14 protein-coding genes are annotated in these 13,074 nt (G+C 56.1%); 8 read left to right on the top strand and 6 right to left on the bottom strand.

Translation table 11 applies throughout. From position 1 onward, the window contains the following. The first annotated feature begins 5 nt into the window (after positions 1 to 5). The 5 genes from NR302_RS23540 (at position 6) to NR302_RS23520 (ending at position 4,241) form a co-directional block, all read left to right on the top strand. The gene (locus NR302_RS23540; RefSeq protein ID WP_008109229.1) at positions 6 to 692 is read left to right on the top strand and encodes an ABC transporter permease; all 687 of its coding nucleotides are present in this window, start codon (positions 6 to 8) and stop codon (positions 690 to 692) included. Then, positions 689 to 1,465, top strand: a complete 777-nt coding sequence (locus tag NR302_RS23535) for an ABC transporter ATP-binding protein (RefSeq protein ID WP_061719023.1) — start codon at positions 689 to 691, stop codon at positions 1,463 to 1,465. Before NR302_RS23540 ends, NR302_RS23535 begins: the two co-directional genes overlap by 4 nt. A gap of 295 nt (positions 1,466 to 1,760) precedes the next feature. After that, on the top strand, positions 1,761 to 3,068 hold the full coding sequence (locus tag NR302_RS23530) for a sensor histidine kinase (protein ID WP_258145515.1): 1,308 nt from the start codon (positions 1,761 to 1,763) through the stop codon (positions 3,066 to 3,068). Between the two features lie 4 nt (positions 3,069 to 3,072). After that, entirely contained in the window at positions 3,073 to 3,684 is a 612-nt protein-coding gene (locus NR302_RS23525) for a response regulator transcription factor (RefSeq protein ID WP_258145514.1), read from the top strand. 86 nt (positions 3,685 to 3,770) lie between these two features. Beyond that, the gene (locus NR302_RS23520) at positions 3,771 to 4,241 is read left to right on the top strand and encodes a heme-binding protein (protein ID WP_008109237.1); all 471 of its coding nucleotides are present in this window, start codon (positions 3,771 to 3,773) and stop codon (positions 4,239 to 4,241) included. A 33-nt stretch (positions 4,242 to 4,274) separates the two neighbouring features. Here the strand turns inward: NR302_RS23520 and NR302_RS23515 are convergent, their stop codons facing one another. The 3 genes from NR302_RS23515 to NR302_RS23505 form a co-directional block, all read right to left on the bottom strand. Beyond that, on the bottom strand, positions 4,275 to 5,030 hold the full coding sequence (locus NR302_RS23515; RefSeq protein ID WP_258145513.1) for a molybdenum ABC transporter permease: 756 nt from the start codon (positions 5,028 to 5,030) through the stop codon (positions 4,275 to 4,277). Beyond that, the gene (locus NR302_RS23510) at positions 5,030 to 5,953 is read right to left on the bottom strand and encodes an extracellular solute-binding protein (protein WP_258145511.1); all 924 of its coding nucleotides are present in this window, start codon (positions 5,951 to 5,953) and stop codon (positions 5,030 to 5,032) included. The genes NR302_RS23515 and NR302_RS23510 overlap by 1 nt, the downstream gene beginning before the upstream one ends. Before the next feature lie 115 nt (positions 5,954 to 6,068). Continuing rightward, positions 6,069 to 6,629, bottom strand: coding sequence for a hypothetical protein (locus NR302_RS23505; RefSeq protein ID WP_008107996.1), 561 nt, complete (start codon positions 6,627 to 6,629; stop codon positions 6,069 to 6,071). Between the two features lie 280 nt (positions 6,630 to 6,909). On the opposite strand from NR302_RS23505, the gene NR302_RS23500 reads away from it, so the two are divergent. The 3 genes from NR302_RS23500 (at position 6,910) to NR302_RS23490 (ending at position 9,486) form a co-directional block, all read left to right on the top strand. Then, positions 6,910 to 7,179, top strand: coding sequence for a hypothetical protein (locus tag NR302_RS23500; protein WP_008107999.1), 270 nt, complete (start codon positions 6,910 to 6,912; stop codon positions 7,177 to 7,179). A gap of 122 nt (positions 7,180 to 7,301) precedes the next feature. Further along, the gene (locus NR302_RS23495) at positions 7,302 to 8,318 is read left to right on the top strand and encodes an NAD(P)-dependent alcohol dehydrogenase (protein WP_008108001.1); all 1,017 of its coding nucleotides are present in this window, start codon (positions 7,302 to 7,304) and stop codon (positions 8,316 to 8,318) included. Positions 8,319 to 8,469: 151 nt separating this feature from the next. Continuing rightward, complete coding sequence (locus NR302_RS23490; protein ID WP_258145510.1) at positions 8,470 to 9,486, top strand: NAD(P)-dependent alcohol dehydrogenase; 1,017 nt, start codon at positions 8,470 to 8,472, stop codon at positions 9,484 to 9,486. 48 nt (positions 9,487 to 9,534) lie between these two features. Here the strand turns inward: NR302_RS23490 and NR302_RS23485 are convergent, their stop codons facing one another. From NR302_RS23485 to glsB, 3 genes are all read right to left on the bottom strand, one after another. Next, the gene (locus tag NR302_RS23485; RefSeq protein ID WP_258145509.1) at positions 9,535 to 11,265 is read right to left on the bottom strand and encodes a DUF2534 family protein; all 1,731 of its coding nucleotides are present in this window, start codon (positions 11,263 to 11,265) and stop codon (positions 9,535 to 9,537) included. Positions 11,266 to 11,337: 72 nt separating this feature from the next. Then, positions 11,338 to 11,754 carry a DUF2946 domain-containing protein gene (locus tag NR302_RS23480; protein WP_008108007.1) on the bottom strand — a complete coding sequence of 139 codons (417 nt, stop codon included), beginning with the start codon at positions 11,752 to 11,754 and terminating at the stop codon, positions 11,338 to 11,340. A 346-nt stretch (positions 11,755 to 12,100) separates the two neighbouring features. Beyond that, positions 12,101 to 13,024: a glutaminase B gene (glsB, locus tag NR302_RS23475; protein ID WP_175501710.1), complete on the bottom strand. Its 924-nt coding sequence runs from the start codon at positions 13,022 to 13,024 to the stop codon at positions 12,101 to 12,103. Positions 13,025 to 13,074: the final 50 nt, after the last annotated feature.

The raw sequence follows: 13,074 nt of genomic DNA, 5'->3' as shown, positions 1-13,074 counted from the left end.
CCACGATGGATGTCACTTTCCTGCAGCACACCTTAGCTGCGTTGCTGCGCGGCCTGCCGCTCACGCTCAATCTGGCGCTGTTATCGTTGTTGGGTGGCGGCGTGCTGGCACTGCTGCTCAATCTGCTGCGGCAGAATCGCTTCGGAAGCTACGTTACCCGTTTCTACGTCTGGGTGTTTCGCGGCACGCCACTACTGATTCAGATCTTCATGATCTATTACGGCCTCGGCAGCTTGCCAGCGGTGCGCGAAAGCGTGCTGTGGCCGCTGCTGCGCGATCCTTACTGGTGCGGTTTGATTGCGCTGGTGCTTAATGATGCGGCGTACACCTCGGAGATTCTGCGCGGTGGGCTTAACGCGGTGAGCGTGCAGTCGCTGGAAGCGGCCAAAGTGAGCGGCATGTCGCGCTTCACCACGCTACGTCGCATCACGCTGCCGCTGGCGGTGCGCCAGGCTTTGCCGGCTTACAGCAATGAAATTATCTCGATGATTAAATCGACCTCGCTGGTCAGCACCATCAGTCTGATGGAGATGACCGGCATCGCTGATTCCATTGTCTCTGAGACTTTCCGCGCGCTGGAAGTGTTTATCAGCGCGGCGATTATCTATCTGCTACTGACCGTGCTGGTGAGTAAAGCGGTGGCGCTGCTGGAGCGCCGTTTGTCCCCTTATCACGTTGGAGCACGTCCATGAGTAAACCCACTATCGCCCTGAGTCATCTCAGAAAAAGTTATAGCGGGCACGAAGTGCTGCACGATATCAGCCTGACGGCGCAGGATGGCGACGTGATTTCGCTAATCGGTGCCAGCGGCTCAGGCAAAAGTACCTTGTTGCGCTGCATTCCATTCTTAGAAGTGCCGCAGGGCGGGGAGATTGCGGTGGGTGACGAAGTGGTCACTATCGATAATCCCGACGAGAAGCTCAGCCGCGAGCAGCAGCGCCGCATCAAGCTGATGCGCATGCAACTCGGTTTTGTCTTCCAGAGCTTCAATCTGTGGCCGCATAAAACTGTATTGCAGAACATCATCGAAGCGCCGATTCATGTGCAGAAGCGCAGCAGCAAAGAGGCGATTGAAGAGGCTGAAGCGCTGCTGCAAAAAGTGGGTTTGTACGAGAAGCGCAACGCGTGGCCATCGCAGCTTTCGGGTGGTCAGCAACAGCGCGTGGCGATTGCTCGTGCGCTGGCGCAGCAGCCGAAGGCGATTCTGTTTGATGAGCCGACTTCAGCGCTTGATCCCGAGCTGGTGGGCGAAGTGCTGCGCGTGATTCGCAGCCTGGCGGAAGAGGGGCGCACCATGATTATCGTCACGCATGAAATGGGCTTTGCGCGTGATGTCTCGAACAAAGCGGTGTTTCTGCATCAGGGCAAAATCGAAGAAGCCGGTTCGCCACAGCAAGTGTTCAGCGATCCCATCTCCGCGCGCTGTCGCGCATTTGTGAGTAGTCACTTACAGCGCAATAGTTAACAACAATTCCCTTTCCCTGTGCACCAGCTATGTGAGTGAGCTGGTGCATTTCTCCTGCGCCTTATGTTTTCCCTTTATTTCCTCGTCATCAAAGCCATTGCTGTTGCATCTGGTGGTCCGAATAGCAGCTACCGCGCGCCAGGCAGACTTCTGAAAACACGCGCCGACCGGGAAAAGTCGTTGAATCCCAATACGGCGCGGGTTACAACGTTTGACTTTAGTCAGGCCTCCTTTGCTGGAGTACTTCTTTACTGCATAACCACGGAATTCTATGCCGCACACTTACCGACCATGGATGAAAAGGTATTGGCTGGTCTGGCTACTGTTAACGCTGATCACCTTGATAGCGTTATTTGCCGATCAAATTTTGCAACAGCAGCGTGTGGGCGAAGCGCATTTTAATCAGCAATTTAACCGCCTCGCGACCTTTCAGACGCAGAACGAAACGCTGCTGCCGCTGCTGAATGGCGATGAGGATCTCGCTGCTTTGCAGAGCAAATTTCCGCAGCTTGTCCTGCTGGAACACACCATAAATCGTCCGTTAACCGCGCCACGTTTTGAAGAAGTGAGCGGCGGGCGCTATTGGCTCTACAATCCTTATCGCCAGATTCGTATGCTGATCGATTTGCACTTTGCCCTGCAAACCTCGGATGTGGCGCTGGCGCTGGCGTTTCATATCCACGCGCCGCCCGCCATGCAGACAGCGAACTATTCGGACTCGGCGCGTTGGCAATGGCAGCGACCGTTCATCAATCACTATCAGCCGTTCTTGCTGAAAGGCAGCGCCAATCCCGACTGGCGTGCGCTGCATATGCTGCCATTTACGCTGGCGCTGCTGTTATGGCTGGTGATTGGCGGCTTGGGATGGTGGCTGTTGCGTCACTGGCGTCAGCATGTGGAGATGCGCCTGCGCGCGGACTATTTCCAGCGTACGCGGCGTGAAGCGCTGGGCGAGTTCACCGCCGGCATCATTCATGAAATCAATCAGCCGCTGACCGCCATTAACACTTGGTTGCATAGCAGTCAGTTACTGTTGAAGCAGGGTAAACACGAAAATCTTCCACAGGCGCTTAATGCGATGAGCTTGCAAACCGAGCGCCTTGCCGCGTTGCTGCAACGTTTTCGCGACATTGTGAGCGAACGTCCGGTGGCGATGAGCGCTGTGAATCCGGAAGCCATCTGGCGGCGCGTGACGCTGCTGCTGCAACAGGAACTGGATGATGGCGATGTCGCGCTGCGTCAGCAGTTCCAGCACGGTCAGGCAAAAGTGCTGAGCGATCCACAGTGGCTGGAACAGGTGTTCCACAACCTGTTGCAAAACGCCATTCACATGCAGCAAGGACGCCCTGATGCGTGGGTGAAGATTGCATCGGAACATGTTCCACACGGCATCAAAATCATCATCAGCGATAACGGTCCCGGTTTCTCTGCGGAAGGATTAGCGCAGGCTTGCATGCCGTTTTACAGCTCGCGCGCCAACAGCATGGGGTTAGGCATGACGCTGGTCGAGAGCTTGATGTTACGCATGAACGGCCAGCTGCGGCTGGCAAATCGCGCTGCAGGCGGCGCGGAGATTACCTTAATTTTCCAACTGGCGGAGTAACGGAATGGTCGCAAAGGTTTGGTTAGTGGATGATGATTTGTCCGTGCGTGAATCGCTCGGTTTTCTGCTTAAAACGCTGGAATATGACGTGGCCGATTTTGCCGATCTGGCCGCATTTGAAGCGGCCACGCAAGCGCAGGAACCGCTGCGCGGCTGTTTGCTACTGGATGTGCGCATGCCGGGTATTAGCGGCCTGAGCTGGCTGGCAGAGCAGGGCGATCGCCATCCGCTGCTGCCGGTGATCATCATGACCGGTCACGGCACTATTGATGCCTGTCGTCGCGCATTTCGTCAGGGCGCGTTTGAATTCTACACCAAGCCGCTGGATATAGAACCGCTGCTGGAAACCATTCATCTGGCATTCAACGAGAGTGAACAACGCGCCGAGCGCTGGCAGTCACAACAGGGATTGCAGGCGCGGTTTGCGCTGCTATCGGCGCGTGAAACTGAAGTGATGCAGCTGATGATTGCCGGGCAAACCAGCAAAGAGATCGCGCGTGATTTATCGCTGTCACCGCGCACCGTGGAAGCGCATCGTGCGGCAGTGTTTGCCAAACTGGAACTCAATAATCTCGCGCAACTGATTCACGCCTGGCAGCAGCTGAACCAGGTATAACTACCTGGATGAACGGGTAATCGCCCGAATATTTCTTTTCTCTGCCGCGCTTTAAAGTGTCACTCACTATTAAACAGGAGTGACACATGAACATCCGCCTTTCTCTGATTGCCGCTGCGGCGGCCTTTGTTTCCTTCGGCAGCCACGCTGCATTAACCGAATCCAACCTTTCACTGGCTGATGCACAGAAGCTGGCGAGCGCCGCGATTCAGTCGTGCGCGGCGAAAAACTACAACGTTGCCGTGACCGTGGTTGATCGTGCCGGTGTGGTAAAAGCGGTGCAGCGCATGGATAACGCCGGTCCGCACACCGTGGAAGCCAGCCAGATGAAAGCCTACACCGCGCTCAGCACCAAAAACCCAAGCGGTAAAGTAATGGAAGCGGCGCAGAATAATGCTGGTGCGCAGAATATGCGTGATATTCCTGGCTTCCTACTGTTGGCGGGTGGTGTGCCGGTGAAAAGCGGCGATCAGGTAATTGGCGCAATCGGCATTGGCGGCGCGCCAGGCGGCAATCTGGATGAAGCCTGCGCGATGGATGCGCTGAAAGCGTTATAACAAAGTGTAGGGTCGCCATTCATGGCGACCTGGTTACATGCGGCGCAACAGCGCAAAACAGATCAGCGGCATTGGCAAGGTAAACAGCAGCATCAACCACAGCAGCACATACACCGCGTCGATGCCGTTATTTTGCAGGTTGTTATATAGCTGAACCGGCATGCCCTGCGGGAAATAGGCGAAGATCATCACGATGCCAAACTCGCCCATGGCACGCGCCCACGCCAGTGCGCTGGCGGTTGCCAGTCCAGGCGCAGCAAGTGGGATCGATAGACGCCAGAAACGCTGCCACGGCGACGCGCCCAATGTGCGGCCCGCTTCCAGAATCGGCTTTGGCACACCGGCAAACGCCGAACGTGCGGTGGTGACGAAGTAGGGCAACGCGCCGTACCATTGCGCCAGAATAAACGCGGCCGGATTATTCACCAGCGTCCAGCCAAACTTCCCCAACAGTTCGCCCGGCAAGCTATACGGCCCGTAAGCGCTCACCAACAAAATCCCCATCGCCAGCGGCGGCGTCAGCAGTGGGATCATCACCAGCAGTTCGACGATTAATCGCATCCGACCGCGCGCCTGCGACAGCCACCATGCCAGCGGCAATCCACTGACAAAAATCAGCAACAGCGCGATCACACCCAAACCGAGCGACGTAGCGATAGCATTGCCATCGCCCCACGCCAGTTGCAGATGCTGCCAGTTGGTGACGCCAATCAGCGTGAGAAAAGGCACCGCCAGCAACAGCAGTGCTGGCAGTGACAGCCACAGCGCGGTGGCGTGACGGGTTTTCATTATGGGTAGATCGAACCGCCTTTCGGCGCGGCATAGCCATTCTGTTTAAACAGCGCCTGACCCGGCTGACTCAGCATGAAATCGACAAAGGCTTTGCCGGCTGCAGCGCCGTGCGGCGCATTTTTCAACACGGCGGCGTAGTAAACCAGCGGCTGCGTGTGCAGCACTTTGTCTTTGCCCGCGCTGTCTTTCACACTGAAACTCACCTTGTCGTACCACTGCTTCGCCATCGCCGGATTGCTCAGATTAATCTCGTCGGGCAGTGCCACATACGGCAGATGCGCGGAGATCACTTCGCTCTCGTAACCGGCGGCGGCATCAACCTGGCCGCTTTCCAGCCGTGTTAGCAGGCCGCCTTCCAGGTGGGTTTGTGCCGGATTTTGATAGCCGCCCATAATTTTATCGGCAATGCCCGGCTGCTGGTAATACTTCTCGGCCAGCAGCAGGGTAAAGATGATGTTCTGACCTTTTGGATCGTTGATTGGATCGGTGCGACCAAACTTAATGCCCGGTGTTGCCAGCACCTTCAGCCAGCTGGCGTCGCTACCTTTGGCCTGCGCGAACTGCTGCGCGTATTTTCCTTTCGGGCTATACGCCACCACCATGCTGGTGCTTGCCACCGGGATCGCATCATCAATCAATCCAGCATCTTTCAGGATCTGCATCGGCCCCGGCGTGATGGAAACGAACACATCGGCGGTGATTTTTTTGCTCGCCAGCAAGCGCGCCATGCCATAAGCGCCCTGGCCCTGACCTTCATACGTGCCGTTATTTTGTTTAGCAAAGGCTGGACCTAATGATTGGTCCATCACTTTGCCCATTGAACCGGCGTAGGTCACGCGGATATCGGTATCCGCTTGTGCATGCAGACTAAAGCCCGCGCCGGCAGTGAGCAGCAGCGCGGTGAGGTGAGTAAATCGCATTCCCTTTCTCGCTATATAATTAGGTAGATAGCGATTATCGGAATTGAGGCAAGCAGTGCAAGCGAAAATCTATTGCGAAATCATACCAAAGGCCCGCCACAACGGGCCGACGCGCTTAGGCGAGAATGCGTTTGGCCCAGGATTCAATCTCGTCGCCGCTGCCGATATCCAGCTGCACCAAACCGTTGGTAATAAAGGTTGGTGAAACGTGGATGCCATTTTGCCGTGAATATTTGCTGTGCCATTTAATCTCATTCTGCAGTTCGGCACGCAGGAACGGTTCGCGCGCGTTAACGCCGCTGTACTGCTCCAGTCGATCGAGAATCTGATTCGGCGTGGCATCCATATTCGGGCCGTGGCTGTGATCGGTAAACTCAAACTCTTCACGATGATCGGCCACCGCTTGCAGCACCTTTTTAGCTGCTGCTTTGCCTTCAGGCAAGGTAGAGGCGGCAAGGATGTAGCGCACAATCACGCCGGAATACATATGCCATGGCTGTGATTGCAAACGGATTTTTAACGTCATCTTCTCTTCACCCACTAATTGCAGCAGCGCGTCGAGCTTGTTAAATGCGCGAACGGAGAACGGGCAGGTCGGTTCCAGAAATACTTCAAACACTTTCGGGCCGTGGCCCCAAACCAGCGGATCGGCGTGTAATGCGGTGGATTGGCTCATGGTAATTCCCTGTTGCAGCGATAAAAGTTGCCTTACTTTGGCAAAGCGCTGCGTGGACAGCCAGTGCGGGCTTGTGCTTTTTTGTTACAAAGCCATTCGATTGCTGCAAATGTGGCGAAAGAAAAATCGTTTTATAGATCCGCGAGCTACAAGAAACTCGGCTCGCAGCAGCTTTGCACAGAAAATAAGCGGCTATAGTTAATCCTGTTTCAATCTTCTTACTTGTAGCATTTTTAGTTCATTTGCCTGGAGCCAAACGTTAAGAGCATCGAGGTTCAATGTGTTTGCCAATCTCTCCTGGAAAATCATTCATCAGGTTCTCAACGAAACCATTGCTGAGTTAATGGACGAACATCAAACGCTGGACGTTCCCACTCTGCGCGAGCGGCTGTTGGAGATGGCGGAGAGCGAATCCGATGAATTAATGGTGTTGTGTTACTGGCAAGCGAGCAGAGTGCTGACGCGCTTGCCGCCGACGGTAACTGCCAGCCAACTGATTGAAGAGGCGCGCGTCGCCTATCGCACGCCGATTAATCACGATCCGCTTTAACCCTTGATGCTTTTCAGCGGTTTAAACGCGTTAAAGCGGCTAAGTGACGGATTTATGGTCAAGAGCGGGAAACACGCTCTGCTAGACTTGCCCTGTCAAAAACCTGGATACAGAGGACAGTAATGAAAATCAAAAGTTATGCCGCCTTGAACGCGGGTGAAGCGCTGGTGCCTCACGAGTACGAAGCTGGTGAACTGGCTGCTGAAGAGGTGCAGGTTGAGGTCGATTACTGCGGTGTTTGTCACTCAGATTTGTCGATGATTGATAACGAGTGGGGCATCTCCTCGTTCCCGGTGATTGCCGGCCACGAAGTGATTGGTCGCATCAGCGCCTTAGGCGACGCGGCGCAAAACAAAGGCCTGAAAGTGGGCCAGCGCGTGGGCATCGGCTGGACGGCCAAAAGCTGCCAGCACTGTAACGCCTGTATCAATGGCGAGCACGTCAACTGTGAAAACGGTTCGGTGCCAACCATCATGAACAAAGGCGGTTTTGCCAGCCATCTGCGTGCCGACTGGCAATGGGTGATCCCGCTGCCGGAAGCGATGGATTACACTTCGGCGGGCCCGCTGCTGTGTGGCGGCATCACCGTATTCAAACCGCTGTTGATGCATCATGTCACCGCAACCAGCCGCGTTGGCGTCATCGGCATTGGCGGTCTGGGCCACATGGCGATTAAATTGCTGCGTGCGATGGGTGCGGAAGTGACGGCATTCAGCTCCAACGCCAGCAAAACCGAGTCGATCAAAGCGATGGGCGCGGACCGCGTGGTCAACAGCCGCGACCCTCAGGCGCTTAACGCGCTGGCTGGGCAGTTTGATTTGATCATCAGCACGGTGGCAGTGGATCTCGACTGGGCACCGTACTTCCAGGCGCTGGCTCCGCACGGTAAATTCCACACCGTCGGCGCAGTGATGAAGCCGTTTGAAGTGCCGGCGTTCAGCCTGATTATGGGCGATCGCGCGGTGACCGGTTCTTCTACCGGTTCACCAGGCCAGCTGCGTTCACTGATGAAACTGGCATCGCGTGCGGATATCGCGCCGCAGGTGGAAGAGTTCCCAATGTCCAAAATCAACGAAGCGCTGGATCACGTTCGCGCCGGTAAAGCCAATTACCGCGTAGTGTTGAAAGCAGATTTTTAATACGTTGTTCGGTGCGCAATAATGCGCACCGATTTACCTATCGCACCTCCCTTCCAAACAGCATTCACTATCTTAATCCCCTGATTGTTCGGCATATAATTACGCATCGCTTTGATAAACTGCTGTCAGCCAATCCAAATCGAGGACAGCAATGAAAATTTCCAGCTATGCCGCTCTGCAAGCGGGTGAGGCGCTGGTGCCTTACGAATATGATGCCGGTCCACTGGCCGCTGAAGATGTGCAGGTCGCGGTGGATTATTGCGGCGTCTGCCATTCCGATTTGTCGATGATCGATAACGAATGGGGCGGCTCGCGCTATCCGCTGATTGCGGGTCACGAAGTGATTGGCCGCGTGGTGGCTTTGGGTGATGCGGCGCAAAACAAAGGGCTGCACATCGGCCAGCGCGTGGGCATTGGCTGGACGGCGAAAAGCTGCCAGCACTGCGATGCCTGTATCGAAGGCGATCAGGTGAATTGTGAAAACGGCAAAACCTCCACCATCAATAATCACGGCGGCTTTGCCAGCCACCTGCGCGCTAACTGGCAATGGGTGATTCCACTGCCGGACGCGCTGGATATCGCCACCGCCGGGCCGTTGCTGTGCGGCGGCATTACCGTGTTTAAACCGCTGCTGATGCACAACATCTCCGCCACCAGCCGCGTCGGCGTGATCGGCATTGGTGGTTTAGGCCATATGGCGATCAAACTGCTGCGGGCGATGGGCGCGCACGTTACGGCGTTCAGTTCTTCAGCCGCGAAAACCGATTCGATTAAAGCGATGGGTGCCGATCGGGTGGTAAACAGCCGCGATCCGCAGGCGCTGAGCGAGTTGGCAGGGCAGTTTGATCTGATCATCAGCACCGTGGCGGTGGATCTGGACTGGAAGCCATACTATCAGGCGCTGGCGCGCCGTGGCGCGTTCCATACCGTGGGCGCGGTGATGAAGCCGTTTGAAGTGCCGGCGTTTAGTTTGATTGTCGGTGACCGCGCGTTAACCGGATCGTCAACCGGTTCACCGGGCCAATTGCGGGCGTTGCTGAAGCTGGCGTCGCGTACTGATATTGCGCCGCAAGTGGAAGCGTTCCCGATGTCGCAGGTGAATAAAGCGCTGGAACATCTGCGCGCCGGGAAAGCGAATTATCGCGTGGTGTTGAAGGCGGATTTTTAACAGGGTGCGGTTGGTAATAAGGTCGCCATGAATGGCGACCCTACGAAATCAGCCTCGATCATCCTTTTCGCCGAGGAAGAAATACCACAGCGGAATTGACGTCAGTGCGGTAAACACCGTGGTGTACAACGCAATCATAAAGCCCTGCGTGATGTACATGGTCAGCGACCAGTGGCTGAACGGAATGCCATATTGATCGATGACGCCGCCGATAATCGCATTGCTCATCACCGTGCCGACAATCAGCGCCAGAATAAACAAACCCCGCAGGAAGTAGCGCATCTCTTTACGCTTCACGGCAAATCGCGCGCGAATGATGCCCAGCGGAGATTGCTGTGAGGCCAGCAGCGCGGCTTCATCGAGCGGGGCGCGTTGCTGTTTACGCCAGCGCAGGATGTCCAGCAGCAGGAACGCCAGCAAACTCGCGCCCATCACCGGCAGCGCATAACCCAGCGCCAGCGCCAGCATCAACCAGGCACCTTTGGCGTAATGCGGTAACGCCATCCAGGTTTCGGTCAGGGTTTGCGCCGGATTCGCTTCCACATCTTTTGGCCGACGAATCCACCACATGCGATAACCGAATACAATCATGCTGCACAAACCGAGGCCAAAGAACGCCAGCAACAGCTGATTAGGCAAACCAAACAGCACGCCCATGTGCGCATCAACGCCCCAGCGCGTCAGCTTCGCCACCAGCGGGAAACTGGCAAAGTAGACGTGATCGACCACGCTAAAGTCCTGCGGATTCACCGACACCGCATCCACGTGCGTTGGCCAGCTGCGATCGATTTCCGTCACCGCCCACGCTTTTTCGGCGCTTTTTGGCTGACGCAATTCGAGCTTAGCCGCGCTCAGTCCATCCTGACGCGCCGCATGCAGCACGCGATCCCAGTCGGCATCGGCGGCGTTATTACGCACCGGTTTGGCGGGCGCCGCTACCGGTTTAGTCATCGACGACATCGGCATACTCATGCCCGACATATCCGCCTTATGCTCGGCGTGCGGATCGGCCGGTGCTGCCGGTGCATCGCTGTTGAGCGAGGTGTTCACCTGTGGCGTCAGCCAGTTCAGTTCAGTACGCATGCGATCGATATTGCCGCCCGCCCACTGCGACCACGTCAGGCCGGTCACCGAGAAGAATACCAAACCGATTGCCAGCGTCAGACCGAGCGTAACGTGCCAGTGGCGGCTGAAGGCGAAGCCGCTGCGCGGCTGTTTCAGCTTACGTTTCGGACGCGTTCCCAGCCACAGCACCACGCCGCCCAGCGCGGCTACCCACAGCCAGGACGCCGCCAGTTCGCTGTAGTTGCGACCGAAATCGCCGAGCAGCAGGCTGCTGTGCAGTAAGTCGATGGTGGTGCGTAACGGCAGTACGCCGCTGGTGCCGTAGACCGGCATATCGCCTTTCACTTTCAGGCTATAAGGATCGATAAACACCGCGCGCGACAGCGATGCACCGAGTGTGGAATCGCTGAACTGCACGCGTGTGGTATCCGTTGCACCCGGCGCAGGGCGCACCGCGTAGATGTGCTGATTCTCGCCCGCATAAGTGCGGGCCGCGCTGATTTGCGCTGACAGTGGCTGCGCGTTGCCGTGTGGTTCAGCAGTCAGCGCATCGGCATAAATCAGGTTTTCCAGCTGGGGCGTTAACACATAAAGGGTGCCGCTGAGCGCCGCAACGAAGATGAACGGGGCGACAAACAGACCAATATAAAAATGTAAGCGACGTAGCAAATTAAGCACCGCGCCGCGCGGTGCTGCAGAGTGAGCAGCAGACAAAGCCGTCTTCCTTCCAAAAAGAAATTGTCTTAGCACATCGCTCAAGCTGAGCGTGCGCTGCAATAAATGGGGTCAGCAGGAAAGCGGTGCAGGCGGGGCGCGCGGACGATGAATGCTGCTAAAGCGACGCACAATCGGCGCAACCACGCGGGGCAGCGGCGGGGCGCGCGAGATCACCATGATCAGCCAGATGAACGGAATAAACACCCACATCAAGAGCGGGACATGCACCAGCAGATCACAATAGCCGCAGGCAAACTCGCCGTCGTCCATCATGTGATGGCTCATGCCGGGCATCGACATATCCGCCATCATCATTTCATGATGGCTCATTGAGCTATCCATCATGCTGTGCTGCGGCATCGCCAGCAGCTGGCTTTGACGCTCCATCAAGGTTTTCGACACAATCGGCGCGACGAACAGCAGCAGCACCGCCACAATGGCGACGCAGGCAGTTAAACGTTGGCGGAAGTGATGTGTAAACGTCATGGTTGCTAGTGGATGATTCCGTAAATGAGGCGGAAGTGTAACGCGAATGCCGTTGGCGGGTTAAAAAAACTAAGGTTATTTAAGGAAAAATTCGCACCTTTTGAAAATTATCACTTAAAGAGATGCGGCTGTTAACGTTAATGCAACCTGTTAAAAACAGAGTGGAAACATTAGGGCCAGATGTTGGAGTGAATGGGCGCGCTTATTATGTGATGCACGTTAACGTGGGTCGGTCGCCATGAATGGCGACCCTACAAAACCCCGTAGGGTGCGCATTCATGCGCACCTGGATACTAAGTGCGCGTTCAATCCCGCCGCTACGGCTTGTGCGGTAATTGAAGACGCCTCAAAAAATCGATCTTCCCAGCCGCTCGGTGAGTTTCTCCAGTAGCGCGGTACCTGCTAAGGAGTTACCCGAATGATCCAGCGCGGGCGACCAGACTGCGATACTCATGTCGCCGGGGATCACCGCGACAATGCCGCCGCCGACGCCCGACTTCGCCGGCATACCCACGCGCCAGGCGAATTCTCCGGCACCATCGTACATGCCGCTGGTCATCATCAAGGCGTTCACCTGACGTGCCTGGCGCGGCGAGATCACCGCTGATTCATCATCCTGTGTGCGGCCCTGATTGGCGAGATAGAGGAAGGTGCGCGCCAGTTCTTCACAGCTCATCGCTAACGAGCAGTAGTGAAAATAGGTTTCCATCACTTTGCTGACATCGTTATGAAAGTTGCCAAAGGATTTCATCAGCCAGGCAATGGCGGCATTGCGTGCCGAATGTTCGTATTCAGAGCGCGCGACGACGCGGTCATAGTTGATGTCATTTTGCTGCGCCAGACGACGCACAATTTCCAGCATGCGCTGACGCGGTGCTGTCAGGCGGCTTTCCAGCAGATCGCACATCACCAGCGCACCGGCATTGATAAACGGATTGCGCGGTTTTCCTTGTTCCAGCTCCAGTTGCACCAGCGAATTGAACGCCTGGCCGGACGGCTCTTTGCCGACGCGTTGCCAGATTTCGCCGTCCTCATACAAGGTGAGCGCCACGCTGAGCGACAGCACTTTGGAGATCGACTGAATGGAGAAGCGCGTTGCGGCATCGCCCGCCTGAAAACAGCGTCCGTCAGGCGTGCAAATGGCGATACCGAGCTGATCGGCATCCACGTCGGCCAGCGCCGGAATATAATCCGCCACTTTTCCCTGTTGGGTGAGCGGGCGAACTTCGCTGACAATCTCTTCTAGCAATGCATTACTGAGTTCCGACACCTTCACGCTCCTGCTGGTGCGCATGAATGCGCACCCTACGAAAATTGACG

Origin of the sequence: Pantoea sp. SOD02 (genome assembly GCF_024707505.1) — a bacterium.
In the GTDB taxonomy this organism is placed as follows: domain Bacteria; phylum Pseudomonadota; class Gammaproteobacteria; order Enterobacterales; family Enterobacteriaceae; genus Pantoea; species Pantoea symbiotica.
The sequence above is the reverse complement of the archived record's forward strand: the minus strand, read 5'-3'. Positions and strand labels throughout refer to the sequence as shown.

Coding starts and splice junctions, on each gene's coding strand:
- NR302_RS23510 (WP_258145511.1), bottom strand. CDS start 5,953: ATGCGATTTACTCACCTCACCGCGCTGCTGCTCACTGCCGGCGCGGGC.
- NR302_RS23540 (WP_008109229.1), top strand. CDS start 6: ATGGATGTCACTTTCCTGCAGCACACCTTAGCTGCGTTGCTGCGCGGC.
- NR302_RS23480 (WP_008108007.1), bottom strand. CDS start 11,754: ATGACGTTTACACATCACTTCCGCCAACGTTTAACTGCCTGCGTCGCC.
- NR302_RS23525 (WP_258145514.1), top strand. CDS start 3,073: ATGGTCGCAAAGGTTTGGTTAGTGGATGATGATTTGTCCGTGCGTGAA.
- NR302_RS23515 (WP_258145513.1), bottom strand. CDS start 5,030: ATGAAAACCCGTCACGCCACCGCGCTGTGGCTGTCACTGCCAGCACTG.
- NR302_RS23495 (WP_008108001.1), top strand. CDS start 7,302: ATGAAAATCAAAAGTTATGCCGCCTTGAACGCGGGTGAAGCGCTGGTG.
- NR302_RS23490 (WP_258145510.1), top strand. CDS start 8,470: ATGAAAATTTCCAGCTATGCCGCTCTGCAAGCGGGTGAGGCGCTGGTG.
- NR302_RS23505 (WP_008107996.1), bottom strand. CDS start 6,629: ATGAGCCAATCCACCGCATTACACGCCGATCCGCTGGTTTGGGGCCAC.
- NR302_RS23535 (WP_061719023.1), top strand. CDS start 689: ATGAGTAAACCCACTATCGCCCTGAGTCATCTCAGAAAAAGTTATAGC.
- NR302_RS23520 (WP_008109237.1), top strand. CDS start 3,771: ATGAACATCCGCCTTTCTCTGATTGCCGCTGCGGCGGCCTTTGTTTCC.
- NR302_RS23530 (WP_258145515.1), top strand. CDS start 1,761: ATGAAAAGGTATTGGCTGGTCTGGCTACTGTTAACGCTGATCACCTTG.